The organism is Curtobacterium sp. MCLR17_040 (assembly GCF_003234735.1).
GTDB classification, from domain to species: domain Bacteria; phylum Actinomycetota; class Actinomycetes; order Actinomycetales; family Microbacteriaceae; genus Curtobacterium; species Curtobacterium flaccumfaciens.
Window position 1 is genome coordinate 18,399 of the sequence record NZ_QKTE01000026.1, and the last position, 26,362, is coordinate 44,760.

Consider the following 26,362-nt stretch of genomic DNA (forward strand, 5'->3'; position numbering starts at 1 on the left):
GGTGGTCGTTGCCAGGGTGGGGACGGTCACGTGGACGCCCCCGGCTCGGGGATCGGCCCCGACCTGTCGGGCCGGAGTGGCGCCTCCCGGTCGGGAGGCCCGAACGGACCGAACGCGACGATGAGCGCCCCCAGGGCCGCGCAGCCGGCGAACGTCAGCGCGGCCGCGCGGACGCCGTCGACGAACACCTGGACGTCGCCGGACGGCAGGCTGAGCAGGCTGCCGTCGTAGGCCGCAGCCGCCTGGGCCGCGGACAGGCCGCCCGTCGCGATCGCGAGGCCGAGCGCCGTCGAGAACAGGAAACCGGCGTTCTGCAGGGCCGAACGGATGGCGTTCGCGATGCCGCGGCGGTGCTCCGGGACGCGGGTCATCAGTGCCGACGTGCTCGGCGTCATGAACACGCCGGTGCCGACCCCGACCGCGCCGAGGCCGGTGGCGGTGACGGCGTAGGCGTCGCCGTCGGCGAGGGACACCGCGAGCACCGCGGCGCCGAGGGCGATGAGGAGCATGCCGATGGTCGACAGCGTCCGTGCGGCGACCCGGCGGGCGAGGAACCCGGCGCTCACCGCCGCGACCGTCGTGCCGATCGGCGTGGGCAGCACCCAGAGGGCGGCGTCGACGGCGTCCTTGCCGTCGACCGCCTGGAACGAGAGGGAAGCCAGCAGGACCAGTGCGTAACTGGACAGGGCGCACAGCCCGGCGGCGGAGAACAGGGTGATGGTGGTGCGGTCGCGGAAGATCGCCGGGTCGACCAGGGGGTGCGCGACCCGGCGTTGGGTCCACACGAACACACCGCCGAGCACGACCGCGCCGGCGGTCATCGCGACGACGGGCACGGCCGACCAGCCGACCGAGCCGCCGGTCGAGACCGCACCGACGAGCAGTCCGACGGCGGCGACGGACAGGACCGACCCCGGCACGTCGAGGCGCTCGCCGGAACGGGGGCGCGTGCTGTGCGGGATCAACCGGAGCGACCAGACGAGTCCGGCCAGTGAGATCGGCACACCGGCGAGGAAGATCCAGCGCCACCCGAACGACTCGGCGACCAGCCCGCCCACGACCGGACCGATGACCTGCCCCACCGCGGCGACGGTGGCGTTCAGACCGAGGCCGAGCGACAGGATCGACTCCGGGAAGACATCGGTGAGCAGCGCGGTCGTGTTGGTGACGATCGCCGCCGCGCCCACGCCCTGCACGAGTCGGGCGCCGAGCAGCACCGCCGCGTCGGGAGCGAAGCCGCACGCGAGTGAGGCGAGCAGGAAGACGAGGATCCCGGCGATGTAGAGACGACGACGACCGACCAGGTCGGCGATGCGCCCGAAGACCAGGATGAGGGTGGTCGTGGTGAGCATGTAGCTGAGGAGCACCCAGCTGGACTGTACGGCGCTGGCGTCGAGGTCACGGCTGACGTCGGGGAGCGCGATGAGGAGTGCGCTCGAGGAGATGAAGACGAGGACGACGCTGAGGCTCGACGCGCAGAGCACCTGCCAGGCGCGTCGCCGGGCGGCGCCCTCGTCGACGGTGCGGCTACCGATCGCTCGGCCCTCGCACGGCGGACGACGACGGCACCGCGCGGTGGTGCGTCGTGGTCCGCTGGAAGGCGGCCGCTGCGGACAGCACGAGGCGGTCGTCCCACGGCCGCGCGACGAGCTGCACGCCGACGGGCAGACCGTCCGGCGCGGTGCCCGCCGGCATCATGAGCGCGGGGAACCCCACGTAGTCGAACAGCCGGGTGTTCCGGGGGATGACGTCGTGCAGGTTGAAGCGCTCGCCGTCGACCGACATCGTCAGGTCGTCGAGTCGCGGGGCGGTGGCGCCGATCCCGGGGGTGAGCACCACGTCGACGCCGGCCTCGTCCATCCGGGTGACCATCGCGGCCTGCACGAGCGGGCGACGGCGGAGTGCCCGGAGGTAGTCGGCAGCGGTCGGCAGGAACGACACGTCGAACCGGGCGCGGGTCCCGGCGTCGAACAGGTCGGCCGTGCCGGCGTTGGCCTCCTGGTTCGCGGCGAGCTCACCGTAGAACACCGTCCAGCACTCCGAGTCGATCGACTCCAGGTCGTCGAACTCGATCGGTACGAGGGCCGCACCGAGCTCGTGGAACCGCTCGACCGCCGCGGCGTGTGCCTCGAGCACCGCACGGTCGACGCGTTCGGTGAACCAGCCGAGCGGGACCCCGATCCGGAGCCCCTCGACCCGTTCCGGCGCGGCCTCGATGAGCGGGACGGTGGGGAACGTCGTCGGGTCCTGGCCGTCGGAGCCGGCGATGACCCGCAGGACGAGCGCGAGGTCCTCCGCGGAGCGTGCCATCGGTCCGACGTGGTCGAGGGTCCACGACAGGCTCGCGACCCCGGTGCGCGGCACGAGCCCGTACGTCGGCTTGATCCCGGTGGTCCCGCAGAGGGCGGACGGCACGCGGATCGACCCGCCGGTGTCCGACCCGAGCGCGAGCGGGACGATCCGGGCGGCGAGCGCCGAACCCGACCCGGTCGAGGAGCCACCGGTCCAGCGCTCGGGGTCCCAGGGGTTCCGAACGGCCCCGTACCGGGCGTTGTGCGGCCCGCCGCAGGCGAACTCGGTGGTGGCCGCCGTGAACACCGGGATCGCGCCGGCGGAGCGGAGCCGGGCCACGACCGTGGCGTCGGCCGGGGCCACACGGTCACCGGTCTGGAGCGAGCCGCTCGTGACGATCGTCCCCGCGACGTCGATGATGTCCTTCACGGCGAACGGGATCCCCTCGAGCGGCCGGGCGTCGTCGTCCGCCCAGCGGCGGGTGGACTCGGCGGCGGCTTCCTGGGCCCCGTGCACCAGGCGCAGGACGGCGTCCGACCAGACGTCGTCGCTCGTCCAGTGCGGGGCGAGTGCGGCGAGGACCTCGGACGGGGTCGTGGTGCCGGACCGGTACGCGGCGAGGAGTTCGACGACCGAGGCGGCGGCGGGGTCGGCGGCTGCCCGGGACGCCGCCAGGTCGTCGTCCGGACCGGCAGCGGTCGGCGCCGGGGCCCCGTCGACCGCTGCGTCGAGGAGCCGGCCGAACAGCTGCGCGCTGTGCGCCGGTTCCGCAGGCAGCGCCGACGGGGCGGCGGGCAACGGGTTCGCGCGGCTCGCGGCCAGCGCGCGGTCGAGCTGCGGTGCGATGGTGCCGCGGACCAGGGCGGCGACGTCCGTCACGCGGGGACCGCCGCCGCTGCGTGGGCGTCGGCGAGGTACCGGAACACCCCGGGCTGCCGGTCACGTCCGAGCGGGAAGTCCCGGCGGGCTGCCGCGACCTCGCCGACGTCGATGGTGGCCCGGATGATCGGCCCCGCCCGGTGGGCGGGGGCCGAGACGACCAGGTCACCCCGTGGTGAGACGACCGAGGACCGACCGAAGTAGCTGACGGTCTTGCCGTCGACGGTCTCTTCGCCGCCGCGGTTCGGGGCGAGGACCCACGTCTGGGTCTCGAGCGCGCGGACCTGCAGTTCCTGGGTGAACAGGGTCTCGCGGAAGCCCATCGAGGACACGAGCACGAGCATCACCTCGGCGCCAGCGGCCCGTGACGCGAGCCAGTACTCCGGGAAGCTCCGGTCGTAGCAGATGAGCATGCCGAATCGGGTGCCGAGGGCGTCGAACACGACCGGTCCGGACCCGGCTTCGAAGTAGTGTTTCTCGTCGACGTCGGAGATCGCGTTCGTCGGGATCGAGGTCTTGCGGTACGACGCCACACGGTCGCCGTGCACGTCGGTGCCAGGCACGACCGTGCCGTCGGCGTCGATGAGCACCGCGCTGTTGTACTGGGCCCCACCGGCGTCCTCGTAGAGACCGAAGGCGACGGCGGTGCCCAGACGCTTCGCCGCACTCGCGAAGCGGGCGGTCGCCGGACCGGGGACGGACTGTGCCCAGGACTTCCGGCTGTCGTTGACCACACCGCAGAAGTAGGGCGTGGTGCAGAGCTCGGGGAAGACGACGAGGTCGGCGCCGACGGCGGCTTCCTCGAACAGGGCGATGAGCTCGTCGAGGGCGACGTCGTGGTCGGCGGGGACCTCGCCGGCCTGGACGACCGCGACCTCGATGACCGGACGGCTCGCTGCGGCGCTCATGCGGTGACCGCGCTCGGAGCAGCGGAAGCGACGCCCTCGCGGGTGCGCATCAGCGGCTGGATACGGGTGCCGAAGTCGTCCATCCCCTGCAGGAAGTCGTCGAAGACCAGCATGATGCCCTTCGTGCCCTCGACCGCCGCGGCCTCGTCGAGCATCGCCGCGACGTGCTCGTAGGAGCCGACGAGCGTGCCCATGTTCATGTTCACGGCGCCCTCGGGCAGCGAGATCCGCTTGGCCGTGTTGCCCTCCTCGCCCTCGGCGTCGGTGAGCGCCTGGCCGGTCATCCAGGCGATGGCCTCGACGTCGACCCCGTCGCTGTACCGCTCCCACTTCGCCTGGGCGGCCTCGTCGGTCTCGTCGGCGATGACCATGAAGAGCACGTAGGAGCCGACGTCACGGCCGGTCTTCTCGCGGGCCTCGAGCAGGGCCTGGTTCTGCTCGGCGTAGGCGGTCGGGGTGTTCACGCCGACGCCCATCGAGAAGTTGTAGTCCGAGTACTCCGCGGCGAACGCCATGCCCTGCGACGACTGGCCGGCCGAGACGATCGGGATGTGCGACGTCGGCCGCGGGAGCATCCGGCAGTCGTCCATCTGGAAGTACTCGCCGTGGAAGTCGCTCCGGCCGGTCTCCCACAGCTCCTTCATCACCTGCATGTACTCGGTCTGGTAGGCGTAGCGGCGCTTGAAGTGCACCTCGTCGCCCGGCCAGAGGCCCATCTGGTCGTACTCCGCCTTCTGCCACCCTGCGACCAGGTTGAGCCCGAAGCGGCCGTGCGAGATCGAGTCGACGGTCGCCGCCATGCGTGCCGCGATCGCCGGCGGGATGGTCAGGACGGCGGTCGTCGCGAACAGGCGGATCCGCTCGGTGCGGGCAGCGAGACCGGCCATCAGGGTGAAGGACTCGAGGTTCTCGTCCCAGAAGCCGCTCGGGCCGCCGAAGCCGCGCAGCTTGATCATCGAGAGGGCGAAGTCGAAGCCGTACGCCTCGGCCTTCTGCACGATCTCGAGGTTCAGGTCGAACGACGGCTTGTACTGGGGCGAGGTGGTGGAGATGAGCCAGCCGTTGCTGCCGATCGGGATGAAGACTCCGATGTCCATGGGGGACTCGCTTTCTGTGGTGGGTGTCGAGTGAGGGACGAACGGGGGAGCGGGGTCAGGAACGCTTCGCGGCGGCCTTGGCGGCGGTCGCGACGGAGTGCCGCCGGATGGTCTGCGACACGGCGACGGCGACGATGAGGGCGCCGCCGTAGAACAGCTGCTGCACGAAGTTGTCGGCGCCGAGCATCTGCAGGCCGACGACTCCGGAGAACAGGAAGTACACGGCGATGAAGGTGCCGATCGCGTTGAAGCGGCCGGGGACGATCGCGGTCGCGCCGAGGTAGCAGGCGGCGAACGCGGGGAGCAGGAACGACTGTCCGCTCGACGGGTCGGCGCCGCCGAGGGTGCCGGCGTAGACGACCCCGGCGACCGCGGCGGTGAGCCCCGCGCCGACGAACGCGCCGACCCGCAGCCGTCGCACGTTCAGCCCGGAGAGCTCGGCGACGGTGCGGCCGGTCCCGACGAACAGGAGCCGCCGGCCGACCGGGGTGGCGCTCAGCACGACCAGGACGACGACGGTGGCGATCAGCCCGTAGACGAACGCGAGCGGCAGGCCCGCCAGGCCGCGCCACCCGACGGTGGCCTGCACGAGCGCCGGGTCGATGCCCGTCGCCGACGACGACGCGCTCATCCACTGGATGATCCCGATCATGAACGTCGACGTGCCGAGGGTGACGATGAACGAGTCGATGCGGAACCCGACGGTGAGCAGGCCGTTGACCAGACCCACGACGACGCCGATGACCAGGCCGGCGGCGATCGCGGGCACGAGCGGGATGTCCATCTTCGCGTTGAGCACGGCGATGGTCATGGCGGAGAGCGACATCGTCGAAGCGCCGGAGAGGTCGAACTCACCCGCGGTGAGCGGGAACAGGAACCCGAGCGCCAGGATGAGCAGCACCGACTGTGATCCGAGGATGTTCTGCAGGTTGCCGAGGGTCGGGTAGGTGTCGGGCAGCGCGATGCTGAAGGCGATGACGATGACGAGCCAGGCGCCGAGCAGCGCGTACCGCTCGGTGTGCCCCCACGAGAAGCGCGGGCGGGTCGGACGGACGATCGAGGTCTCGAGGACGGGGTCGGCGGTGGTGGACATCAGGCGTTCTCCTTGACTGCGGAGGAGGCATCGGGGGAGGAGGGCACGGCGGGGGACGCCGGGGCGTCGTCGTCGACGAGGCTCGCCACGACGGCAGCCGCGATGACGTCGCGGTCGATGCGGTCGTCGGTCAGCACGTCGTGCACGCGGCCGTGGGCGAGGACGACGACGCGGTCGCACACCTGCGCGAGCTGGTCGTAGTCGGTGGAGGCGCAGACGATCGTGACGCCCTGCTCCGCACTCCGGCGGAGCATCGAGAAGATCGCGGCGCGGGCCCCGACGTCGATGCCCTGGGTCGGTTCCTGCAGCAGCACGAGCCTCGGGTCGTCCTGCATCCACTTGGCCAGGACGGCCTTCTGCTGGTTGCCGCCGGACAGTGTCCCGAACAGGGCGGCCGGGTCGGCGGGCCGGACGTCGTAGTCGCGGACGAGTCCCGCGACGTGGGCGCGTTCCCGCGCGGGCGAAAGTCCGAGCAGCCCGCGGAGCTTCCCGAGGACGGGGAGCGTGACGTTCTGCTCGACGGACAGGGTGAGCGCCCCGCCCTCGCGCTTGCGGTCCGCGGGGACGTACACGACGCCGCGGGCGATCGAGGAGCCGGGCGTCACCCGTGCCAGGTCGACGGGCGCGGGCGTCGCCCCGTCGTGCCGCACAGCGAGCGAGCCGGTCGCGGGCCGTGCGCCGTACAGGCCGGGCAGCACGTCCTCGACACCGGAGCCGGCGAGTCCGGTGATGCCGACGACCTCGCCGTCCGCGACGTCGAACGACAGGCCGTCGACGACACCGACCCGGAGGTCCCGCACCGTCACGACGGCGTCGCCGGTGGTCGCCGGGCGCGGAGTCCTGGCGGCGGGACCGTCCAGTCCGCGTCCGACGATGAGGGAGACGAGCTCGTCCGCCGTCGTCGAGATGGTGTCCCGGTGCGCCTGGACCCGGCCGGCCCGCAGGACGGTGACCCGGTCGGCGTGCTGGAGGACCTCGGACATGTCGTGCGACACGAGCAGTGCCGAGGTGCGGCCGTCCGCGACGAGGTCCTTCACGACGCGGAACAGCAGGTCGGCGTCCTCCTTCGGCAGGAAGACCGTCGGCTCGTCGAGCACGATGAGCGCCCGGTCGTCGCCCAGCTCGGCAACGGCCCGCAGGATCGCGACGAGGGCCTTCTGGGTGTCGGTGAGTTCGTCGATCCGTGCTCGCGGGTCGATGTCCACCCCGTACCGCGCGAACAGCTCGGCCGCGGCACGGTGCTCGGCGCCCCAGCGGACGAAGGGTCCGCGCCCGGCCACCACGGTCGCGAGCCGGAGGTTCTCGGTCACGCCGAGCGACGGCACGAGTGCGAGGTCCTGGTGGACGAAGCTGATCCCGACGCGGCGGAAGTACCCGGGAGGCACCGGCAGGGGCAGCCGGGCGCCTCGGACCTCGATCGTCGCGCCCGGCTCCGGCGCGTACGTGCCGGACAGGATCTTGATGAGGGTCGACTTGCCGGAGCCGTTCTCGCCGAGCAGTGCGTGCACCTGGCCCGGCAGGACCTCGAGGTCGACGTCGTCGAGCGCGGTCAGCCCGCCGAAGCGCTTCGTGAGCCCGCTGATCCGCAGGACCGGCGCGGTGTCCGCACCGGACCCGACGGCCGCACCGGATGCGGTGTCCGCGCCGGTCCCGACGACCGCAGCCGACGATGCGGAGCCGAGCCGTGCCTCCCGGGTGGCGGTCACTCGGCCGCGCCCCAGATCGCTTCGTACCCGGTCTTGTACGCGTCGCCGTAGCCCTTGCTCGGCGCCGGCGGCGTCCCGGTCTCGTCGACGTTGTCCTTCGTGAAGACCTTCAGCGGGGTCTTCTCGTCACCGTCCTCGATGATCGGCGTGCCGGTCAGGACACGGCCGGCCTGGTCGAGCGTCGCGTAGGCGAGCCACTCCATGTTCTCGCCGATGTCCATCGTGAGGACGCTGCCCTCCTGCAGGATCTTCAGCACCGCGGGGGTGCCGTTGTACGAGGAGGTGAAGACCTGGCCGGTCTTGCCGGCAGCGGTCACGCCGGCCTCGACGTACAGCGTCATCGAGTCGTAGACCGGCAGGACGTAGTCGAGGTTCGGGTCGGACTGCACGGCGGACTGCACGGTCGACGAGATCTTCGTCGCCCAGTCGGCGACGGGGACGTTCGTCACCTTCACCTTGCAGCCGTCGCACTGCGCCTCGAACTCGTCCTGCATCGCCTTGACGATGCCGTCGGACGGTGGCACCTCGGACGACGTGATGATGAGGACGTCGCCCTGGCCCTTGGTCTCCTTGATGGCCCAGTCGGCGTTGAGCTTCGCGGCTTCGTGGAACGGGGCGGTCACCTGCGCGGCGACGAGGTCCTGCAGCTGGTCCGGCAGCGCCTGCCCGGTCTGGTAGGTGTGACTGATCAGCACGGGGATCCCCGCTGCCTTCGCACGCTTCAGTGCCGGGACGATCAGTTCGCCGTTGACGCCCTGCGCCAGCACGATGATGTCGGCTCCGCGGCTGATCGCCTGGTCGATGCCGGCGGAGTGCTCGGTGGGCGTGCCCTGGTTGGTGTACTCGATCCACTTCGCGCCGTACTGCTCGGCGACCTTCTCGCAGGCCTCGTCGACCGCGGTGATGAAGGGGACGGCGGACGAGTTCGGGATGTTGAAGATCGTCTTGCCGGCGATGCCCGACATGTCGAAGCGAGCGCCCTCGAAGGTGAACTCGGGGTCGACGCTGGCGGCCTTGATCTGGCTCGTGGCGTGCTCGACACCGGCGGTGTCGTCACCGGAACTCGTCGACGCGGTCGAGGTGGCGGAGCAGGCGGACAGCAACAGCACGCCGGCGAGTGCGGCGGCGAGGAGCGCGGGACGCGACGGACGCGTTCGGGACGGTGCGGGGGACGACATCGGTCGGGGACCTCCTGGACGGGTGGAGCAGGGAAGGTGCGGGGACGGGGAACCGGAGCGGGGACGGGGGAGCTGCGGCGGGTACGACGAAGGCCCCGCGGAGCGGGGCAGGACGTGCAGGGAGCCGGACCGGGCGGCGGCGGGGCGGCGGATCGCCGGTGACGCCGGCCGCTGCAGTGGGGCTGATGCGAATGTAACGGCCGCGGGGCACCGGCAGGCGGTCGCCCGGTAACGGTCCTGTTAGGCGTTTGTTTCGCTGGTGTTAGGCCACCTGCGACGCCCGACGCCGAGGGGCGTCCGCCCCGCCGATCCGGGGTGGACGACTGCGCCACCGACCCGCGAGCAGGGGCGGATCGGGGCGGTGACGGGCCGGCGACGGCGGGGCGAAACACGCCGGACCCATCCGAGGCGACTTCCGGAAACGGCGCTCTCACAATTCGGCGCGGTCAGCGAGGACCGTGCCTGGCGGAATGGCCGGGAGACCCGGACGCGCAGCCCCGCTGACCGGGACATTCGGGTGCCACGGGGCAGGGGGCAGCTGGCGTAACCCACCCGATACGGACGCGGCACGGCGGCGAAACGAACGAGCGGTGGACTGCACCAACGACCCGCTGCACGAACCACACGCTCCACGAACACCCCCGCACCCACCACCCGCCCACCGACAGGAGCACCCCGATGATCACCACCGTCGTCGCCGGCAACCCCAAGCCGGCCTCACGGACGCTCGACGCTGCGACGGTCGTGCTCGAACGGCTCACCGGCCGCGCCCCCGACCACGTCGTCGACGTCATCGACCTCGGTGCCGGCCTGCTCGGCTGGGGTGACGCCGCCGTGTCGGACGCCGTCCGGACCGTCGCCGGTTCGGACCTCGTCGTCGTCGCGTCGCCGACGTTCAAGGCGACGTACACCGGCGTGCTCAAGCTGTTCCTCGACCAGTTCGGAACCGGCGACGGACTCGCCGGCGTCGTCGCGGTGCCGCTCATGCTCGGCGCCGGCCCGGCCCATGCCCTCGCCCCCGAGGTCTTCCTCAAGCCGGTGCTGGTCGAACTCGGCGCGACCGTCGTCGCACCCGCCCTGTACCTCAACGACAAGCAGTACTCGGACCCCGCATCGACCGACGTGTGGCTCGCCCGCTGGCAGGACGTCGTCCTCGGCGCGGCCGCCGTCCACCAGGAAGGAACCGCGTCATGATCAGCCCCTACTCCACCGAGGCCCCGGACCTGTCCGCGCTCAAGCAGGCGTTCTCCGGGTTCCCGTGCGGCGTCGCCGCGCTCTCCGCCGTCGTGGACGGCGAACCGACCGTGCTCGTGGCGTCCTCGTTCACGGTCGGCGTCTCGCAGGACCCGCCGCTCGTGATGTTCGCCGTGCAGCACACGTCGACCACGTGGCCGGTGCTGCGGGACGCCGGCACGATCGGCGTCTCGATCCTCGGTGAGGGGCACGCGCAGGTCACCCGGCAGCTCGCCTCGCGTGACAAGTCGATCCGCTTCGTCGGTGTCGACACGACGGTCGCCGAGACGGGTGCGGTGTTCCTGCAGGGGGCCCCGATCTGGCTGGAGTGCTCGGTCGAGCACACCTACCCGGCGGGCGACCACGACATCGTGGTGCTCCGGGTGCTCGGGCTCATGTCCGACTTCGCGCACAACCCGCTGGTCTGGCACCGGTCCGCCTTCGCGACCCTGACCGCCTGACCGGCGCCGGGCAACGGACTGGAGGCCCGCCCCGCGTGAGCAGATCTGCTCACGCGGGTCGGGCCTCCAGTCCGAACCCGCCGAGCCTGCCGGGCTTGCCGGGTCTGCCGGGTCTGCCGGGCCTGCCGGCGTCAGCCGCGCAGCGCCTCGGACAGCTTCACGCGACTGCCGGTGCGGAGCAGCGCGTTCTCGTAGACGCGGGCGCCGATGACCACGACCGCGACCACCGAAGCGGCGACGATGACGAGCGACAGGATCGGCTCCCACCACTCGGCGGTCCCCAGGAAGATCCGCATGGGCATGCCGATCGGGGCGCTGAACGGCACGTACGACATGATGCCGAGGATCGTCGGGTTGTCGTACGCGACGATGATCAGGAAGTACGGGATCATCACGAGCATCATCACCGGGGTGGTGACGCTGCCGACGTCCTCCTGGCGGGAGACGAGCACGGCCGCCGCGGCGAACAGCGACGCGAGGAGCACGAACCCGATCGCGAAGAAGCCGATGAACCACAGGATGCTCGGGCCGAGCATCGCGAACATGTTGTCCTGGCCGGTCACCGCCAACGTGACGATGGCGGCGACGGCCACCGCGACGATCTGCGCGAAGGCCATGATGCTGTTGCCGAGCACCTTGCCGGCGAGCAGCGCCCTTGCCGGGATCGCGGACATCAGGATCTCGACCACCCGTGTCGACTTCTCCTCGACGACGCTCTGCGCGATCGACTGGCCGAACGTCACCGCCGACGCGAAGTACACGACGCCGAACGCGATGGCGATGAGGTAGACCAGGCCACCCGGCAACGCGTCCGGGTCGAGCAACTCGATGCGCGGGGTGACGCTCAACGCCGAGACGACCTCGGACGGGGCCTCGTCGAGTCCGACGACCTTGTAGCCGAGCGGGTCGTCCGACGGCACGATCGCCGCGTCGACGTCGCCCTTGGTCACGAGCCGTTCGGCGTCGTCGACCGATGCCGACTGCGTGACGTCGAGCCCACTGGTGGTCGGCAGCGAGACGCCGTCGACGACGGCGACCGGGGTGGTGTCGTCGGCGGTGGCCTTGCTCACGACCCCGCCGACGACGATCGACGCGACGACCATGCCGATCAGGATGAGCGCCGAGACCACGAAGGCCTTGCTGCGGATGCGTGCCTGGATCTCACGTGCGGAGACGAGCCGCACGGCCTGCACGAAGGAGTTGTTCATCGGACGACCTCCCGGAAGACCTCGCTGAGCCGCGGCACCCGCGGCGAGAACGACCCGACGGTGCCGTGCTGCACGGCACGCTGCAGGACGCGCTGGGCGGTGGCGGCCTCGGCCTCGAAGACCGCGTACCCGCCGTCGAACTCCCGCACGGCCACACCCGGCTCGTCGCGGAGCCAGGCGACGTCCCCGTCGACCAGCAGCTCCCACGCGGCGGGCCCGGCCTGCTTGCGGAGCTCCTCCTGCGGACCGGCGGCGCGGATCGTGCCACCGGCGATGACGACGACGTCGTCGCAGAGCCGCTCGACCACGTCGAGCTGGTGGCTCGAGAACAGCACCGGGACGCCCCGGGCCGCGGTCTCGCGCAGGACACCGAGCACGGTGTCGACGGCCATCGGGTCGAGGCCCGAGAACGGCTCGTCGAGCACGAGCACCTCGGGGTCGTGTGCCAGCGCCGCTGCGATCTGCACGCGCTGCTGGTTGCCGAGCGAGAGCTTCTCGACGGGGTCGCCGGCGTGTGCGGTGAGTTCGAGGCGTTCGAGCAGCTCGCCGGTGCGGGTCGTCGCGGCGCGCTTGTCGACGCCGTGCAACCGGGCCAGGTAGGTGATCTGCTCGGCCACCGGCATCTTCGGGTACAGGCCGCGTTCCTCGGGCATGTAGCCGAAGCGGCGGCGGTCGGCGGGACGGACCGCGGCGCCGTCGATCGAGACCGTGCCCGCATCGGCCTGGAGCACGCCGAGCATGATGCGCATGGTGGTGGTCTTGCCGGCACCGTTGCCGCCGACGAAGCCGGTGAGGCGGCCGCTGCCGACCGTGAACCCCACGTCGTCGAGCACCCGGCGGTCGCCGAAGTGCTTGGTCACCCCTTCGATGGTGAGCATGTCGTTCCCCTTCGTCGCGACGCTGGTCGTCGCTGCGTCCGACGCTATTGGCCGGGAGGCACGCCCCGCCTCCGCCGCCAGGCGGGACTTGGGTGGGTGGTCGGCTCCACCGCGTGGGGGAGGAGCGCGCGGGGTAGGTGCGGTGGGCCGGGTGCGCGCTGGGTGCGGGTCGGCACGGTGCGCGCTTGTTCGGCTCGTGCGGGTTTGGTTGCACGGTGCGTCGTTGTGGCGGCGCACGGTGCGGTCAAGGCCGCACGGGTTGAACGAAGGCGCACGGTGCGGGCGTGGGGTGCGGTGGTGGGCACGGTGCGGGCTTGTTGGGCTGGTGCGGGTTTGGTTGCTCGGTGCGTTGTGGTGGCGGGGCACGGTGCGGTCAACGCTGCACGGGTTGAACGAAGGCGCACGGTGCGGCCATGTCTGCGAACTCGGCACCGTGCGGGCTTGTTCGGCTCGTGCGGGTTCGGCTCGGCTCGGTCAGCCGGCGACGCCGTGCTCGAACGCCCACACGACGGCCTGGATGCGGTCGCGCAGTGCGAGTTTCTGCAGCACGTTCGACACGTGGGTCTTCACGGTGGCGTCCCCGACGTAGAGCTCGGCGGCGATCTCCGCGTTGCTCAGGCCCCGGGCCAGGAGCCGCAGCACCTCGGTCTCCCGCTCGGTGAGCCCGGCCACGGCGAGTGCGTCGTCGCCCGTCGTGGCAGGTGCCGCGGTCGTGGTGGTCGCCGAGGGGTGCGCCGCAGCCGACGCCGTCGCCCGGCTGATCACCCGACGCGTGACGTCCGGCGCGAGCAGGGCGTCCCCGGCGGCGACGGTCCGCACGGCGTCGATCAGCCGCTCGGGGGAGGCGTTCTTCAACAGGAACCCGCTCGCTCCCGCCTCGAGCGCCTGGAACAGCGCGTCGTCGCTGTCGAACGTGGTGAGGATGAGCACCGCCGGCGGGTCCGGCAGCGCCGCGATCCGCCGCGCGGCCTCGAGCCCGTCGACGCCCGGCATCTGCACGTCGAGGCAGACGACGTCCGGACGGAGCTGCTGCACGGCTTCGACCGCCCCGGCGCCGTCCGCGGCCTCGCCGACCACACGGAACCCGGGCTCGGACTCCAGGATCACGCGGAACCCGGCGCGGACGAGCTCCTGGTCGTCGGCCAGCACGATGGTCAGGTCGGTCGTCGCGTTCACGTCGTCGGCAGCCATGCCCGCACCAGGTAGCCTCCCCGGGCTCGTGGCCCGATCTCGATCCGTCCGTCCACGGCGGCGACGCGTTCCCGCATCCCGACGTGTCCGAGTCCGCTGCCGGAGGTGCTCCGGGCCGCACGGGCACCGAGCCCGTCGTCCGTGACCTCCACCTCGACGCCGTCGTCCAGGTACCGCAGCCGGACGTCGGCGCGGGCGGTCGGGCCGGCGTGCTTGAGGATGTTCGTCACCGCTTCCTGCACGATCCGGTACGCCACCGCGGCCACCGTCGGCGGCACCGGGCGCTCGTCACCCACGACGACGTACTCGGCGGGGTGGCCGGCCACCCGGGCGGACTCGGCCAGCTCGGCGATCCGCGTGAGGCCCTCGGTGCTCGGGCCGTCGCCACCGGCCGCCCCGAGGCCGGACGCGTCGTCGTCGGAGCGCAGGGTGCCGAGCATCCGCCGGAGTTCCTCCACCGCGGTGCGGGCGCTCTCCTCGACCACCCCGAGCGAGGCGGTGGCCTGCGCGGGGTCGCGGCCGATCACGCGCCGTGCAGCACCCGCCTGCACGCCCATCAGCGAGACGTGGTGGGCGACCACGTCGTGCAGCTCGCGGGCGATCCGCACCCGCTCGATCGTGACGGCCTGTGCCGCGGACCGCTCCCGCTCGGCGGCGAGTTCGGCGGTGCGTTCGGCGAGCTGGTGCCGTGCGACCGCGGAGGCCCAGGCCCGGTTGCCGGCGTACCAGGCAGCGCCGAAGTAGATCACGTTGATGACGATGTTGAGGAGCGAGATCGCCACGTAGGGCGCCACCGGGGAGTCCGTGTCGTTCGGCAGTGCGTTCGGCGACGCCCACCCGAACGAGATCGCGACGAACAGCCACGCGAACATGCCGCCGATGACGACCCAGCGCACTGCTTCGGCCCGCACCCGGTCGGAGCACCAGGCGCCCACCGTGTACAGCGCGATGAAGAGCGTGAAGTTGACGAGGAAGACCTCGGGCACCTGGAGCAGCTGCGTCGCGGCGAACGCCACCGCCGACACCAGTGCCACCGACATCGGGAACCGTCGGCGGAACGCGATCGGGGCCGCGTTCGCGACGATCATCAGCGCGGAGACCCACCAGGCGGCCTGGTCGTCACCGTACGTACCGGCCGACCCGTACAGGAACGTCGTGACCGCGAGCCCACCGGCCAGCACGACTGCGAGCACCGTGTCCTGCCGGTACTCGTGCCGCCCCACCGGCAGTCGCGACCACTCCGCCGTCGTCCCCATGCAGGAAACGCTACTGGGTGCGCTCGACCAGGAGTAGCCTCCCGCCAACGAGCAGGGGAGACGCCATGCAGTTCCTCGTCAACGTCATCGATGACGGCCAGGCTGCCGCCGTCGGCAACACGTACTCCGCGACCGACGCCGAAGCCGCCGCGGTCGACGCATTCAACCAACGGATGGGCGACGCGATCGTGTTCGCCGCCGGGGTCTCCGCACCCTCCGACGCCACCGTGGTCGACGCCCGCGAGGGCGCGACCGACACAACGCCCGGGCACGCCACGACCGGGCCCGCGACGAGCGTCGACGAGTACGTCGCCGGGTTCTGGGTCATGGACCTCCCGGACGCTGAGACGGCTGCCCGGGTGGCGCACCAGGCGTCGCAGGCGTGCAACCGGAAGATCGAGCTCCGCCCGCTGCTCTGACGGCACGGACCCCACCCGGCCGACGGACCACCGCAGGGACGGCGCTCGCCGCGGTCACACCGGCCCCGACCACGAACGTCGCGACGAACCCGATCGCACCGACGAGCGCTCCGGCAGCCGCCGCACCGACGGCCTGCCCGAGCACGAGTGCGACGAACAGCATCGACGTGCCCGCCGATGAACGCTCGGCATCGATCTCGGTCGTCCACGCGATCAGCGCCCCGGTCGCCGCCGTGTAGCCCCAGCCGAACACGGCACACGCCAGCAGTGCCGCGACCGTCGACTGCGGCAAAGCCCCCAGCACCACGACGGCCACGGCGACCGAACCCGCCGTGACCGCCCAGAGCGTCCGGGCGCGCAGTCCGTTCGTCCACCGGGCGGTGACCACGACGGCCGCTCCGCCGATCCCGAGCGCGATCCAGGCCGACACCGAGACGACCACCGACGCACCGGCCTCCACCAGCGCCGAACGTCCGTAGGTCCAGACGACGGCGGACCCCGCCCCGAACAGCAGCGCCAGCACGAGCACCCCTCGGTACGCCGCGAACCACGGGGTGCCGGGCAGCGGTGACCGGGACGCAGCAGTCCCGCCGCGGGACACCACGAGCAGCAGCACTCCGACCGCCAGGGCGAACACCCCGGACACCGCCCAGGCCGTCCGCCAGTCGGGCAGCAGCACGAGTGCGAGCACCCCGGCACCCACGAGCCCCGGGCCGGTACCCGCGTTCACGATCGCCTGCGCTCGACCGAGCAGCGCCGACGGCACCTGCTCGGCGACGATCCGGACGAGGGCGGGGGACGCGAGTCCGGCCCCCGCCGACGCGAGCACGGCGCTGACGCCGAACGCCAGCGAGCCGCCGGCCGTCGCCATGGCGATCGCACCGGCTCCCGCCACCAGGGTCGCGACCGTGACGAGCACGCGGGGCATCCGTGCGGCGAGCAGGAACCCGGCCACCGCACCGACGCAGTAGAGCGCAGAGGCACCCGACGAGACCCACCCGGCGGCGTCTGCCCGGAGCCCCAGGTCCCGCTGCACGTCGGGCAGGAACAGCCCGTACGCCAGGCGCACCAGGCCGTAGGTGGCGGCGATCAGGCCGAGTCCGCTCACCAGGAGCAGACGATGTCGTAATGAAAACGATCGTTTCACTTTTCAGAGCCTAGGGTGCTTTCATGGTGATGCGCCCAGGGACCGAGCAACGGCTGCTCGACGCCGCCGAGGAGCTCTTCTTCTCGCAGGGCATCGCCGCCACCCCGATCGACGCCGTCCTCGAACGGGCCGGGGTCTCGACGGCCACCCTGTACCGCGGCTACGCGAGCAAGGAGTTGCTCGTCGCCGCGGCCCTCACCCGTCGCCACGAGGACTGGATCGCCACCTGGGACCGTGCGGTCGCCGCAAAACGGGACGACCTGGGCCGACTCCTGGCGGTGTTCGACGCCCTCGACGACTACCGCTCGACGCCCACGGGCTCCCGCTGGTGCGCCTTCCTCGGCACCGCCGCCGAGTACGCCGACGCCCCCGCCGAGGTCCGGCGGGTCCTGGACCTCGAGACCACCACGTTGCGCCGGCGGCTCGTGGCACGGGCGGTGCCGGTGGTCGGTCCCCGTGCCGGGGCCCTCGCCGACCAGCTGCTCCTCATCGTCTCCGGTTACCTTGCGATGCGACTGCGCGACCCCGCGCTCGACACGACGACGGCACGGTCCGTCGCCGCGTCCCTCATCCGGGAACACACCCCAGACGGAACGGCGCCCACCAAATGACCCGATCGCGTGCTGCCACGATCACGCGGCGTTCCCTGCTCATCGGTGGCACGGGCATCGTCGCCGCGGGAGCCGTGGCCGAGGGGATCAACCTCGGCCTGCTGCCCGGGCGCTCGACCCTGTACCGGGTCCTCGGTCTGGACGGCACCGACGGCACGGTCCCCGACGTCCAGCCGGTCCCCACCACCTCCGGCACCTTCGTGTCGGCAGCGCGGAAGGGCCGCACCGTCGGGTGGACGATCGCGGCACCGGCGTCCGACACCCCCTTGCCGGTGGCGGTCGCCCTGCACGGCTACGGCGACGACCACGCCTCGTTCTTCGGGCGGAGCCTGGGCTACGACCGGTTCCTCGCGGCGCACGTCGCCGGCGGTGGAGCACCGTTCGCGATCGCCTCGATCGACGGCGGCAACCGCTACTGGCACCCACGAGCCGACGGGGACGACCCCGCCGCGATGGTCGTCGACGAGTTCCTGCCCCTGATCGCCCGCCGCGGATTCGACACGGACCGCCTCGCCCTGACCGGCTACTCGATGGGTGGCTTCGGCGCCCTCCGGCTCGCAGGGGTCCTCGGTGCCTCGCGCGTCCGGGCGGTCTCGGCCATCAGCCCCGCGCTCTGGAAGTCGGCCGCCGACACCGCTCGCGGCGCCTTCGACGACGCGGCCGACTTCCGCGCGAACACCGTCCTCGGGCGTCAGCGCGCGCTCGACGGCGTCGCCGTCCGCGTCGACTGCGGCAACGGCGATGGGTTCGCGCCGGCGGTGCACGCCTACGTCGACGGCTTCGCCACGCCTCCGGCCGGAGGCTTCGCACCCGGCGCCCACACGCACGGCTACTGGCGCCGCCTGGCGCCCCAGCAGCTCGCCTTCCTCGGCCGTCACCTGGGTCACTGAGCCGACCAGCGTCCCGACCAGCGCCCGGGACGCGCGTCGAGGAGGACGGGAGGCCCGTGGCGGCCCCGCACCGCGCCTCCAGGCCGTCGACCGGTCACCGCAACGGCCCGTGCCGCGTGACCAGGAGCGCCCAGGAGCGCTCAGGCGCGACCGCGGTTGCGGCGCCGGATCTCCTTCGGAGCGCGCCCGGCCATGAAGGACCGTGCAGGATCGACGAGGAAGCCCTGCCGGAGCGCCTCGCGACCGACGAGCATCCGGAACCCCATCTGGTCCCGGTTGCTCAAGGTGACCTCGGACTCGACGACCTGCCCGGCCAACGCGATCCGCGTGCGGACGACGATGCGCTCCTGGGTGTGCCCGGTCGAGCTGCGGACGATGCGCCGGTCGTGCACGTCGCACTCGATGGTGGAGGCGTCGGCATCGGTGTCCTGCCAGGGGTGCAGCGAGAACCGGACCCGCTCGCCGGGCAGTTCCTCGAGGTCGAAGGCGTGCAACGCGGAGCTCCGGGCACCGGTGTCGAGCTTCACCTTGATCCACGGCACGCCGAGGTCCGGCAGTCCCGCCCACTCCCGCCACCCGGCGACGACGAGCCCGCTGTCGGAGGACTTCGGAGCTCGGGCCATGTGCCCATCCTGTCGCATGCTCCGTGGCCACGTCCGCATGCTTTGATGGAGCGTCGCCGTCGATCCGACCCAGCGGAGAACCCCTCGATGAAACTCGCCATCCTGTCGCGCGCGCCCCAGGCGTACTCGACCCAGCGCCTCCGCGCAGCGGCACTCGACCGCGGTCACGAGGTCAAGGTGCTCAACACCCTGCGCTTCGCGATCGACCTGTCCGGTGACGACCCGGACCTGCTCTACCGCGGCAAGCTGCTGAGCGACTACGACGCGGTGCTGCCGCGCATCGGCAACTCGATCACCTACTACGGCACCGCCGTCGTGCGCCAGTTCGAGCAGATGGACGTCTACACGCCGAACACGGCGAACGGCATCACGAACTCGCGCGACAAGCTCCGCGCGAACCAGATCCTGTCGCGGCACGACATCGGCATGCCGGCGACGACGTTCGTGGCCGGCCGCAACGACGTGCGCGGCGCGATCGAACGGGTCGGCGGCGCGCCCGTCGTCATCAAGCTCCTCGAGGGCACGCAGGGCATCGGCGTGATCCTGGCACCCGAGGCGAAGGTGGCCGAGTCGATCGTCGAGACCCTCCACTCCACGAAGCAGAACGTCCTGATCCAGCGGTTCATCGCCGAGAGCCGCGGTCGTGACATCCGGGCCCTCGTCGTCGGTGACCGGGTCGTGGCGGCGATGCGTCGGACCGCCTCGGGCGACGAGTTCCGCTCGAACGTGCACCGCGGCGGCACCGTCGAGAAGGTCACGCTCTCGCCCGAGTACGAGGCCGTGGCCGTGCGCTCGGCGCAGATCATGGGCCTCAAGGTCGCCGGCGTCGACATGCTCGAGGGCAACGACGGGCCGCTCGTCATGGAGGTCAACTCCTCGCCAGGGCTCGAGGGCGTCGAGCGCGCCACCGGCCTCGACATCGCCGGTGCGATCGTCGACTTCATCGCGAACCAGGTCGCGTTCCCCGAGATCGACGTCCGCCAGCGGCTGTCCGTCTCGACCGGCTACGGCGTCGCCGAGCTCCTCGTGCACACGAACGCCGACCTGGTCGGCAAGACGATCAAGGAGTCCGGGCTCTGGGACCGGGACATCACGGTCCTCACGCTGCACCGCGGCTCGAACGTCATCCCGAACCCGCGCAGTGGCGTCGCCCTCGAGCCGGGCGACCGGCTGCTCTGCTTCGGCAAGCTCGAGGAGATGCGGTCGATGATCCCGGAGCGCCGCAAGCGGCGCGCGAAGGTGCGGAAGCTGCCGAAGGAGCCGTTGCAGACCGAGGGCTGAGCGCTCGGGCGCTGCAGCGCCGTGACAGCCGGGAGGCCCGGATCGCGTCCCCTCGTCGGGTACGTGATCCGGGCCTCCAGTCCGCAGTCCGGGACTCAGTCGCCGCGCACGTCGCCTTGGCGTCGGCGCGCGAGCAGGCGCAGGACGGCGCCGAGCCCGAGCGCGGTGAGCGCGGCGGCGAGCCAGCCGCCGAGCTCGACGCCGGTGACGGCGAGCTCACGGTTGGTGGTGCCGGTGCCGGTGCCGGTGGTGCTGGCTCCGTCGGTCTTCGGAGCGGGTGCGGTGCGATCGTCGGTCGAGCCGAGCTGCGGGCCGGTGCCCGGGGCCACGATCCCCGGGAACGCGATTCCCGTTCCGGCCCCGTTGTCGTTCTCGTCGTTCTCGCCCTCTTCGCTCTCGGGGACGAGCGTGACGAGCATGCTCGAGCCCGGTGAGACGTGACCGAAGCGGTCCACGGCGACGACCGACAGCAGGTGCGCTCCCGGCTCCAGGGGAACCGTCGTCCGGAAGGCGAACCGCCCGTCGGAGTCCGCTGTCCCGCGGCCGATCTCGCGGCCGTCGGCGTCGCGGATGACGACCGTCGAGCCGGGCTCGGCGGAGCCCCGGACGATGCCGGTTCCGTCGACGATGTCGTCGAACGCCTCGAGGACGGGTGCCGCCGGGGCCTCGGTGTCGACGTCGACGGTGGTCTTCGTCGGGTCCGACTCGTTGCCGACCTTGTCCTGCGCGATCAGTTCGAGGTCGTGCGCCCCGTCCGTGAGCGGCTCGTCGAGGGCGATCTCGAAGTCGCCGTTCTCGTCCGCGGTGTCGCGGCCGAGTTCGTTGCCGTCCTCGTCGCGGATGATCACGGTCGAGCCCGGCTCCGCCGTCCCGCTGATGGGGCCCTTGCCGTCAGCGAGGTCGGACGGGCTGGTGACGACTGGTGCCGTGGGCGCTTCGGTGTCGACGTCGACCGTGGTGTCGGTCGGGTTGGACTCGTTGCCGGCCTTGTCCTGGGCGATGAGTTCGAGCTTGTGCGCGCCGTTGTCGAGCGGTTCGTCCAGCTCGATGCTGAAGTCCCCGTCGTCGTTGGCTTCGCCGCGGCCGAGTTCGTTGCCGTCTTCATCGCGGATGATCACGGTCGAGCCGGGTTCCGCGGTACCCGTGATGGGTCCCTTGCCGTCAGCGAGGTCCTTGGGGCTGGTCACTACCGGGGCCGTGGGGGCTTCGGTGTCGACATCGACCGTGGTGTCGGTCGGGTTGGACTCGTTGCCGGCCTTGTCTTCGGCGATGAGTTCCAGCTTGTGGTCGCCGTCATCCAGGGGCTCGTCGAGTTCGATGGAGAAGTCGCCGTCGTCGTTGGCTTCGCCGCGGCCGAGCTCGTTGCCGTCCTCGTCGCGGATGATGACCGTGGAGCCGGGCCCGGCGGTGCCGGTGATGGGTCCCTTGCCGTTGTCGAGATCGCTGGGGCTGGTCACGACCGGTGCGTCGGGTGCTTCGGTGTCGACGTCGACCGTGGTGTTGGTCGGGTCGGACTCGTTACCGGCCTTGTCCTGCGCGATCAGTTCGAGCTGGTGCTCGCCGTCGTCGAGGGGCTCGTCCAGCTCGATGCTGAAGTCGCCGTCGTCGTTGGCGTCGCCGCGGCCGAGTTCGTTGCCGTCCTCGTCACGGATGATCACGATCGAGCCCGGCTCCGCGGTACCAGTGATGGGTCCCTTGCCGTCAGCGAGGTCCTTGGAGCTGGTGACGACGGGTGCGTCGGGAGCTTCGGTGTCGACGCCGACCGTGGTGTCGGTCGGGTTGGACTCGTTACCGGCGTCGTCCTGGGCGATGAGTTCGAGGTCGTGCGCGCCGTCGTTGAGGGGCTCGTCCAGCTCGATCGAGAAGTCCCCGTCGTCGTTGGCTTCGCCGCGGCCGAGCTCGTTGCCGTCTTCATCGCGGATGATCACGGTGGAGCCGGGCTCGGCGGTGCCGGTGATGGGGCCCTTGCCGTCAGCGAGGTCGGAGGGGCTGGTGACGACCGGTGCGGTCGGTGCCGTCGTGTCGACGTCGACGGTGGTCTTCGTCTCTTCGGAGGTGTTGCCGGCGTCATCCTGGGCGATCAGCTCGAGCTTGTGCTCGCCGTCATCCAGGGGCTCGTCGAGTTCGACCGAGAAGTCCCCGTCGTCGTTGGCTTCGCCGCTGCCGATCTGGTTGCCGTCTTCGTCGCGGATGATGACCGTCGAGCCGGGCTCGGCGGTCCCGCTGATCGGGCCCTTGCCGTTGTCGAGATCGCTGGGGCTGGTCACGACCGGGGCCATGGGGGCCTTGGTGTCGACGTCGACCGAGGTGTCGGTCGGACCAGATTCGTTGCCAGCCTTGTCCTGGGCGATGAGTTCGAGGTGGTGGTCGCCATCGTCGAGGGGCTCGTCCAGCTCGATGCTGAAGTCGCCGTCGTCGTTGGCTTCGCCGCGGCCGAGTTCGTTGCCGTCCTCGTCACGGATGATGACCGTGGAGCCCGGCTCGGCGGTGCCGGTGATGGGGCCCTCACCGTCAGCGAGGTCAGAGGGGCTGGTCACGACCGGTGCGGTCGGTGCCTTCGTGTCGACATCGACGGTGGTCTTCGTCTCGTCGGAGCTGTTGCCGGCCTTGTCTTCGGCGATGAGTTCGAGCTGGTGCTCGCCGTCGTCGAGCGGCTCGTCGAGCTCGATCGAGAAGTCGCCGTCGTCGTTGGCCTCACCGCGGCCGATCTCGTTACCGTCCTCGTCACGGATGATCAGAGTGGAGCCCGGCTCGGCGGTGCCGGTGATCGGGCCCTTGCCATTGTCGAGGTCGCTGGGGCTGGTCACGACCGGGGCCGTGGGCGCTTCGGTGTCGACGTCGACGGTGGTCTTCGTCTCTTCGGAGGTGTTGCCGGCGTCATCCTGGGCGATCAGCTCGAGCTTGTGCTCGCCGTCATCGAGCGGCTCATCGAGCTCGATGCTGAAGTCGCCGTCGTCGTTGGCTTCGCCGCGGCCGAGTTCGTTGCCGTCCTCGTCACGGATGATCACTGTGGCGCCCGGCTCGGCGCTTCCGATGATGGGGCCGGTCCCGTCAGCGAGGTCGGACGGGCTGGTGACGACGGGTGCGTCGGGGGCTTCGGTGTCGACGTCGACGGTGGTGTCGGTCGGGTTGGATTCGTTGCCGGCGTCGTCCTGGGCGATGAGTTCGAGCTTGTGCTCGCCGTCGTCGAGGGGCTCGTCGAGTTCGATGGAGAAGTCGCCGTCGTCGTTGGCTTCGCCGCGGCCGAGTTCGTTGCCGTCTTCGTCGCGGATGATGAGCGTCGAGCCGGGTTCCGCGGTGCCGGTGATGGGGCCCTTGCCGTCAGCGAGGTCAGAGGGGCTGGTCACGACCGGGGCCATGGGGGCTTCGGTGGCGACATCGACCGTGGTGTCGGTCGGGCCAGATTCGTTGCCGGCCTTGTCTGCAGCGACGAGCTCGAGCTTGTGCTCGCCGTCGTCGAGGGGCTCATCGAGTTCGATGGAGAAGTCGCCGTCGTCGTTGGCTTCCCCGCGGCCGAGTTCGTTGCCGTCCTCGTCACGGATGATCACGGTCGAGCCGGGCTCGGCGGTGCCGCTGATCGGGCCCTTGCCGTTGTCGAGATCGCTGGGGCTGGTCACGACCGGGGCCATGGGGGCTTCGGTGTCGACATCGACCGTGGTGTCGGTCGGGCCAGATTCGTTGCCGGCCTTGTCTGCAGCGACGAGTTCCAGCTTGTGCTCGCCGTCGTTGAGCGGCTCGTCCAGCTCGATGCTGAAGTCGCCGTCGTCGTTGGCTTCGCCGCGGCCGAGTTCGTTGCCGTCCTCGTCACGGATGATGACCGTGGAGCCCGGCTCGGCGGTGCCGGTGATGGGGCCCTCACCGTCAGCGAGGTCAGAGGGGCTGGTCAGGACCGGTGCGGTCGGTGCCTTCGTGTCGACGTCGACGGTGGTCGTCGTCTCGTCGGAGGTGTTACCGGCCTTGTCCTGCGCGATCAGTTCGAGCTTGTGGTCGCCGTCGTCGAGGGGCTCGTCGAGTTCGATCGAGAAGTCCCCGTCGTCGTTGGCTTCGCCCCTGCCGATCTCGTTGCCGTCTTCATCGCGGATGATCACGGTGGAGCCCGGCTCGGCGGTCCCGGTGATGGGTCCGGTGCCGTCGCTCAGGTCGGACGGGCTGGTGACGACGGGTGCGTCGGGTGCTTCGGTGTCGACGTCGACGGTGACCGGGGTGGGGGTCGAGACGTTGCCGGCGTCGTCCTGGGCGATCAGCTCGAGGTGGTGGTCGCCGTCGTCGAGGGGCTCGTCGAGTTCGATCGAGAAGTCCCCGTCGTCGTTGGCTTCGCCGCGGCCGATCTGGTTGCCGTCCTCGTCACGGATGATGACCGTCGAGCCCGGTTCGGCGGTCCCGGTGATGGGTCCCTTGCCGTCAGCGAGGTCGGTCGGTCCGGTCACGATCGGTGCGTTCGGAGCGTCGTCGTCCACGTCCACCGTGACCGGCGTCGGGGACGAGACGTTGCCGGCCTCGTCCTGCGCGACGAGCTCGAGGTCGTGCGCGCCGTCGTCGAGCGGCTCGTCGAGCACGACGGTGAACTGCCCGTCGTCGCGGGCCTCGGTCCGGCCGAGTTCGTTGCCGTCGGCGTCGCGCACGATCACTGTCGAACCGGGTTCGGCCGACCCGGTGAAGGGGCCGGTGCCGTCGGCGAGGAACTCGGGGGTCGTGCTGATCGGTGCGTCGGGTGCGGTGACGTCGGGTGCGGTGACGGTCACGGGCGAGGGAGCCGACTCGTTGCCGGCGTCGTCCTGCGCGACGACCTCCAGGCCGTGGTCGCCCTCGGTCAGTGGCTCGTCCAACTCGACCGAGAAGTCGCCGTCGTCATTGGCTTCGCCGCGCCCGATCTCGTCGCCGTCCCGGTCGCGGATGATCACGATGGAGCCGGGCTCGGCGGTGCCGACCACCGGGCCGGTCGGGGTCGCGAGGTCCTGGCGCTCGACGACCGGAGCATCGGGCGCGGTGGTGTCCGGGACGACCGCGGTCGCGGTCGCCGGGCCGGACTCGTTACCGACCGCATCGGCGGCGACGACCACGAGGTCGGTCGCACCCTCGGGCAGCGGTGCGTCGAGACGGACGGAGAAGTCGCCGGCCTCGTTCGCACGATCGCGGCCGAGTTCGTTGCCGGCGGGGTCGCGGACGATGACGATGGCGCCCGGCTCGGCGGTGCCGGTGATGGGTCCGGTCGGGTCGGCGAGGGTGCCGGGGTCGTCGACGATCGGGACGTCGGGGGCGGTGGCGTCGACGTCGAGGGTCGCCGTGGTCGGGTCGGCGGTGAAGCCGTTGCGGTGCTGCACGGCGGTGACGGTGACCGACCCCTCCGACAGCGCCTCGGTGACGGGGAGCGACCAGGTGCCGTCATCGCCGACGGGGACGTTCACCGGCGCCCGGTCACCGACGGCCACGTCGACGGTGCCACCGGGGACGCCCTGGCCGGTGATGGTCGGCTTCGGCCCGACGGCTGCGGTCGGCTCGTCGATGACGGCGGCGGTCAGCGGGATGGTGACCTTCCACGTCGATGTCGTCTGCTCGCTCGAGTTCACGTAGTCGGTGGCGGCGTTCGGGGCGAACGAGCCGTGCACCGTGATGACGTCGCCCGGCAGAGCGGAAACGTCGACGGTGATCGGCACCCGGATGTGGTTGAAGTTCGCTCCTCCGGTGTTGAGTGGCTGGGGGTTCCCGCCGAGGCAGTCGGTCTGCGTGGAGGACGTGAACGTGCAGTTCGCAACGTTCGCCGTGCCTGAGTTCGCCACGCTGAACGGCGGTCGTCCGCGTGTGAAGGTCGCGGGGCCGGTGATGGTCCAGTGGAAGTCGAGCGAACGGCTCGGGATCGTGAAGCCACTCACGTTCTTGACGTTGAAGATCGACGTCTCGAACCGCTGTCCCGGCTGACCGATCGCGTCCGCGGCTCCATCGACGTACACGTTGATCGGCGTCTCGTTCGGCGTGACCTCGTCGGTCGTGGGCTGCGCCTCGGGGGTGGGGGT

20 protein-coding genes are annotated in these 26,362 nt (G+C 71.3%); 6 read left to right on the forward strand and 14 right to left on the reverse strand.

The genetic code is table 11. The features are described 5' to 3' along the window. Positions 1-26: 26 nt before the first annotated feature. The 7 genes from DEJ01_RS16465 to DEJ01_RS16495 are packed head-to-tail and all read right to left on the reverse strand — an operon-like array spanning position 27 to position 9,153. Positions 27-1,484, reverse strand: coding sequence for an MFS transporter (locus DEJ01_RS16465; RefSeq protein WP_181433278.1), 1,458 nt, complete (start codon positions 1,482-1,484; stop codon positions 27-29). A 43-nt stretch (positions 1,485-1,527) separates the two neighbouring features. Further along, on the reverse strand, positions 1,528-3,171 hold the full coding sequence (locus DEJ01_RS16470; protein WP_111093612.1) for an amidase: 1,644 nt from the start codon (positions 3,169-3,171) through the stop codon (positions 1,528-1,530). Further along, entirely contained in the window at positions 3,168-4,079 is a 912-nt protein-coding gene (locus DEJ01_RS16475) for a carbon-nitrogen hydrolase family protein (protein WP_111093613.1), read from the reverse strand. The genes DEJ01_RS16470 and DEJ01_RS16475 overlap by 4 nt, the downstream gene beginning before the upstream one ends. Beyond that, a complete protein-coding gene (rutA, locus tag DEJ01_RS16480) occupies positions 4,076-5,176 on the reverse strand; it encodes a pyrimidine utilization protein A (protein WP_111093614.1) in 1,101 nt (366 codons plus the stop codon). Before rutA ends, DEJ01_RS16475 begins: the two co-directional genes overlap by 4 nt. A 55-nt stretch (positions 5,177-5,231) precedes the next feature. Next, positions 5,232-6,269, reverse strand: a complete 1,038-nt coding sequence (locus DEJ01_RS16485; RefSeq protein WP_111093615.1) for an ABC transporter permease — start codon at positions 6,267-6,269, stop codon at positions 5,232-5,234. Beyond that, the gene (locus tag DEJ01_RS16490) at positions 6,269-7,975 is read right to left on the reverse strand and encodes a sugar ABC transporter ATP-binding protein (protein ID WP_111093616.1); all 1,707 of its coding nucleotides are present in this window, start codon (positions 7,973-7,975) and stop codon (positions 6,269-6,271) included. Before DEJ01_RS16490 ends, DEJ01_RS16485 begins: the two co-directional genes overlap by 1 nt. Next, entirely contained in the window at positions 7,972-9,153 is a 1,182-nt protein-coding gene (locus DEJ01_RS16495) for a sugar ABC transporter substrate-binding protein (RefSeq protein ID WP_111093617.1), read from the reverse strand. The genes DEJ01_RS16490 and DEJ01_RS16495 overlap by 4 nt, the downstream gene beginning before the upstream one ends. A gap of 678 nt (positions 9,154-9,831) precedes the next feature. On the opposite strand from DEJ01_RS16495, the gene DEJ01_RS16500 reads away from it, so the two are divergent. Continuing rightward, positions 9,832-10,347, forward strand: coding sequence for an NADPH-dependent FMN reductase (locus tag DEJ01_RS16500; protein ID WP_071405946.1), 516 nt, complete (start codon positions 9,832-9,834; stop codon positions 10,345-10,347). Continuing rightward, positions 10,344-10,847 (forward strand): flavin reductase family protein, encoded by a 504-nt coding sequence (locus DEJ01_RS16505; protein WP_071405947.1) that lies wholly within the window; start codon positions 10,344-10,346, stop codon positions 10,845-10,847. Before DEJ01_RS16500 ends, DEJ01_RS16505 begins: the two co-directional genes overlap by 4 nt. Positions 10,848-10,978: 131 nt before the next feature. On the opposite strand, the gene DEJ01_RS16510 is transcribed toward DEJ01_RS16505, so the two are convergent. From DEJ01_RS16510 to DEJ01_RS16525, 4 genes are all read right to left on the reverse strand, one after another. After that, a complete protein-coding gene (locus DEJ01_RS16510) occupies positions 10,979-12,055 on the reverse strand; it encodes an ABC transporter permease (protein WP_111047316.1) in 1,077 nt (358 codons plus the stop codon). Beyond that, positions 12,052-12,933: an ABC transporter ATP-binding protein gene (locus DEJ01_RS16515; protein ID WP_111093618.1), complete on the reverse strand. Its 882-nt coding sequence runs from the start codon at positions 12,931-12,933 to the stop codon at positions 12,052-12,054. The genes DEJ01_RS16510 and DEJ01_RS16515 overlap by 4 nt, the downstream gene beginning before the upstream one ends. Positions 12,934-13,407: 474 nt before the next feature. Next, positions 13,408-14,124: a response regulator transcription factor gene (locus DEJ01_RS16520; RefSeq protein WP_111093619.1), complete on the reverse strand. Its 717-nt coding sequence runs from the start codon at positions 14,122-14,124 to the stop codon at positions 13,408-13,410. Beyond that, positions 14,106-15,380 carry a sensor histidine kinase gene (locus DEJ01_RS16525; protein WP_258375742.1) on the reverse strand — a complete coding sequence of 425 codons (1,275 nt, stop codon included), beginning with the start codon at positions 15,378-15,380 and terminating at the stop codon, positions 14,106-14,108. Before DEJ01_RS16525 ends, DEJ01_RS16520 begins: the two co-directional genes overlap by 19 nt. 65 nt (positions 15,381-15,445) lie before the next feature. Here DEJ01_RS16525 and DEJ01_RS16530 point away from each other — a divergent pair, with 65 nt between their 5' ends. Then, complete coding sequence (locus tag DEJ01_RS16530; RefSeq protein ID WP_111093620.1) at positions 15,446-15,799, forward strand: YciI family protein; 354 nt, start codon at positions 15,446-15,448, stop codon at positions 15,797-15,799. Here DEJ01_RS16530 and DEJ01_RS16535 read toward each other — a convergent pair. Beyond that, positions 15,705-16,907: an MFS transporter gene (locus DEJ01_RS16535; RefSeq protein WP_220038698.1), complete on the reverse strand. Its 1,203-nt coding sequence runs from the start codon at positions 16,905-16,907 to the stop codon at positions 15,705-15,707. The two genes, DEJ01_RS16530 and DEJ01_RS16535, sit on opposite strands and share 95 nt — an antisense overlap. A gap of 62 nt (positions 16,908-16,969) precedes the next feature. On the opposite strand from DEJ01_RS16535, the gene DEJ01_RS16540 reads away from it, so the two are divergent. Then, complete coding sequence (locus DEJ01_RS16540; protein ID WP_111093622.1) at positions 16,970-17,557, forward strand: TetR/AcrR family transcriptional regulator; 588 nt, start codon at positions 16,970-16,972, stop codon at positions 17,555-17,557. Further along, on the forward strand, positions 17,554-18,447 hold the full coding sequence (locus DEJ01_RS16545) for an alpha/beta hydrolase family protein (protein WP_111093623.1): 894 nt from the start codon (positions 17,554-17,556) through the stop codon (positions 18,445-18,447). Before DEJ01_RS16540 ends, DEJ01_RS16545 begins: the two co-directional genes overlap by 4 nt. 140 nt (positions 18,448-18,587) lie before the next feature. Here DEJ01_RS16545 and DEJ01_RS16550 read toward each other — a convergent pair whose 3' ends face one another. Next, positions 18,588-19,070, reverse strand: coding sequence for a RimK/LysX family protein (locus tag DEJ01_RS16550; RefSeq protein WP_027465989.1), 483 nt, complete (start codon positions 19,068-19,070; stop codon positions 18,588-18,590). 87 nt (positions 19,071-19,157) lie between these two features. Here DEJ01_RS16550 and DEJ01_RS16555 point away from each other — a divergent pair, with 87 nt between their 5' ends. After that, positions 19,158-20,351 carry a RimK family alpha-L-glutamate ligase gene (locus DEJ01_RS16555; RefSeq protein WP_027465990.1) on the forward strand — a complete coding sequence of 398 codons (1,194 nt, stop codon included), beginning with the start codon at positions 19,158-19,160 and terminating at the stop codon, positions 20,349-20,351. 95 nt (positions 20,352-20,446) lie between these two features. On the opposite strand, the gene DEJ01_RS16560 is transcribed toward DEJ01_RS16555, so the two are convergent. Next, complete coding sequence (locus tag DEJ01_RS16560) at positions 20,447-26,299, reverse strand: Ig-like domain-containing protein (RefSeq protein WP_220038699.1); 5,853 nt, start codon at positions 26,297-26,299, stop codon at positions 20,447-20,449. Between the last annotated feature and the right edge of the window lie 63 nt (positions 26,300-26,362).

What these genes read in the sequence shown, in the direction of transcription:
- rutA (WP_111093614.1), bottom strand. Translation starts at nt 5,176, where the DNA reads ATGGACATCGGAGTCTTCATCCCGATCGGCAGCAACGGCTGGCTCATC.
- DEJ01_RS16555 (WP_027465990.1), top strand. Translation starts at nt 19,158, where the DNA reads ATGAAACTCGCCATCCTGTCGCGCGCGCCCCAGGCGTACTCGACCCAG.
- DEJ01_RS16505 (WP_071405947.1), top strand. Translation starts at nt 10,344, where the DNA reads ATGATCAGCCCCTACTCCACCGAGGCCCCGGACCTGTCCGCGCTCAAG.
- DEJ01_RS16525 (WP_258375742.1), bottom strand. Translation starts at nt 15,380, where the DNA reads ATGGGGACGACGGCGGAGTGGTCGCGACTGCCGGTGGGGCGGCACGAG.
- DEJ01_RS16500 (WP_071405946.1), top strand. Translation starts at nt 9,832, where the DNA reads ATGATCACCACCGTCGTCGCCGGCAACCCCAAGCCGGCCTCACGGACG.
- DEJ01_RS16550 (WP_027465989.1), bottom strand. Translation starts at nt 19,070, where the DNA reads ATGGCCCGAGCTCCGAAGTCCTCCGACAGCGGGCTCGTCGTCGCCGGG.
- DEJ01_RS16515 (WP_111093618.1), bottom strand. Translation starts at nt 12,933, where the DNA reads ATGCTCACCATCGAAGGGGTGACCAAGCACTTCGGCGACCGCCGGGTG.
- DEJ01_RS16530 (WP_111093620.1), top strand. Translation starts at nt 15,446, where the DNA reads ATGCAGTTCCTCGTCAACGTCATCGATGACGGCCAGGCTGCCGCCGTC.
- DEJ01_RS16545 (WP_111093623.1), top strand. Translation starts at nt 17,554, where the DNA reads ATGACCCGATCGCGTGCTGCCACGATCACGCGGCGTTCCCTGCTCATC.
- DEJ01_RS16510 (WP_111047316.1), bottom strand. Translation starts at nt 12,055, where the DNA reads ATGAACAACTCCTTCGTGCAGGCCGTGCGGCTCGTCTCCGCACGTGAG.
- DEJ01_RS16495 (WP_111093617.1), bottom strand. Translation starts at nt 9,153, where the DNA reads ATGTCGTCCCCCGCACCGTCCCGAACGCGTCCGTCGCGTCCCGCGCTC.
- DEJ01_RS16520 (WP_111093619.1), bottom strand. Translation starts at nt 14,124, where the DNA reads ATGGCTGCCGACGACGTGAACGCGACGACCGACCTGACCATCGTGCTG.
- DEJ01_RS16540 (WP_111093622.1), top strand. Translation starts at nt 16,970, where the DNA reads ATGGTGATGCGCCCAGGGACCGAGCAACGGCTGCTCGACGCCGCCGAG.
- DEJ01_RS16475 (WP_111093613.1), bottom strand. Translation starts at nt 4,079, where the DNA reads ATGAGCGCCGCAGCGAGCCGTCCGGTCATCGAGGTCGCGGTCGTCCAG.
- DEJ01_RS16485 (WP_111093615.1), bottom strand. Translation starts at nt 6,269, where the DNA reads ATGTCCACCACCGCCGACCCCGTCCTCGAGACCTCGATCGTCCGTCCG.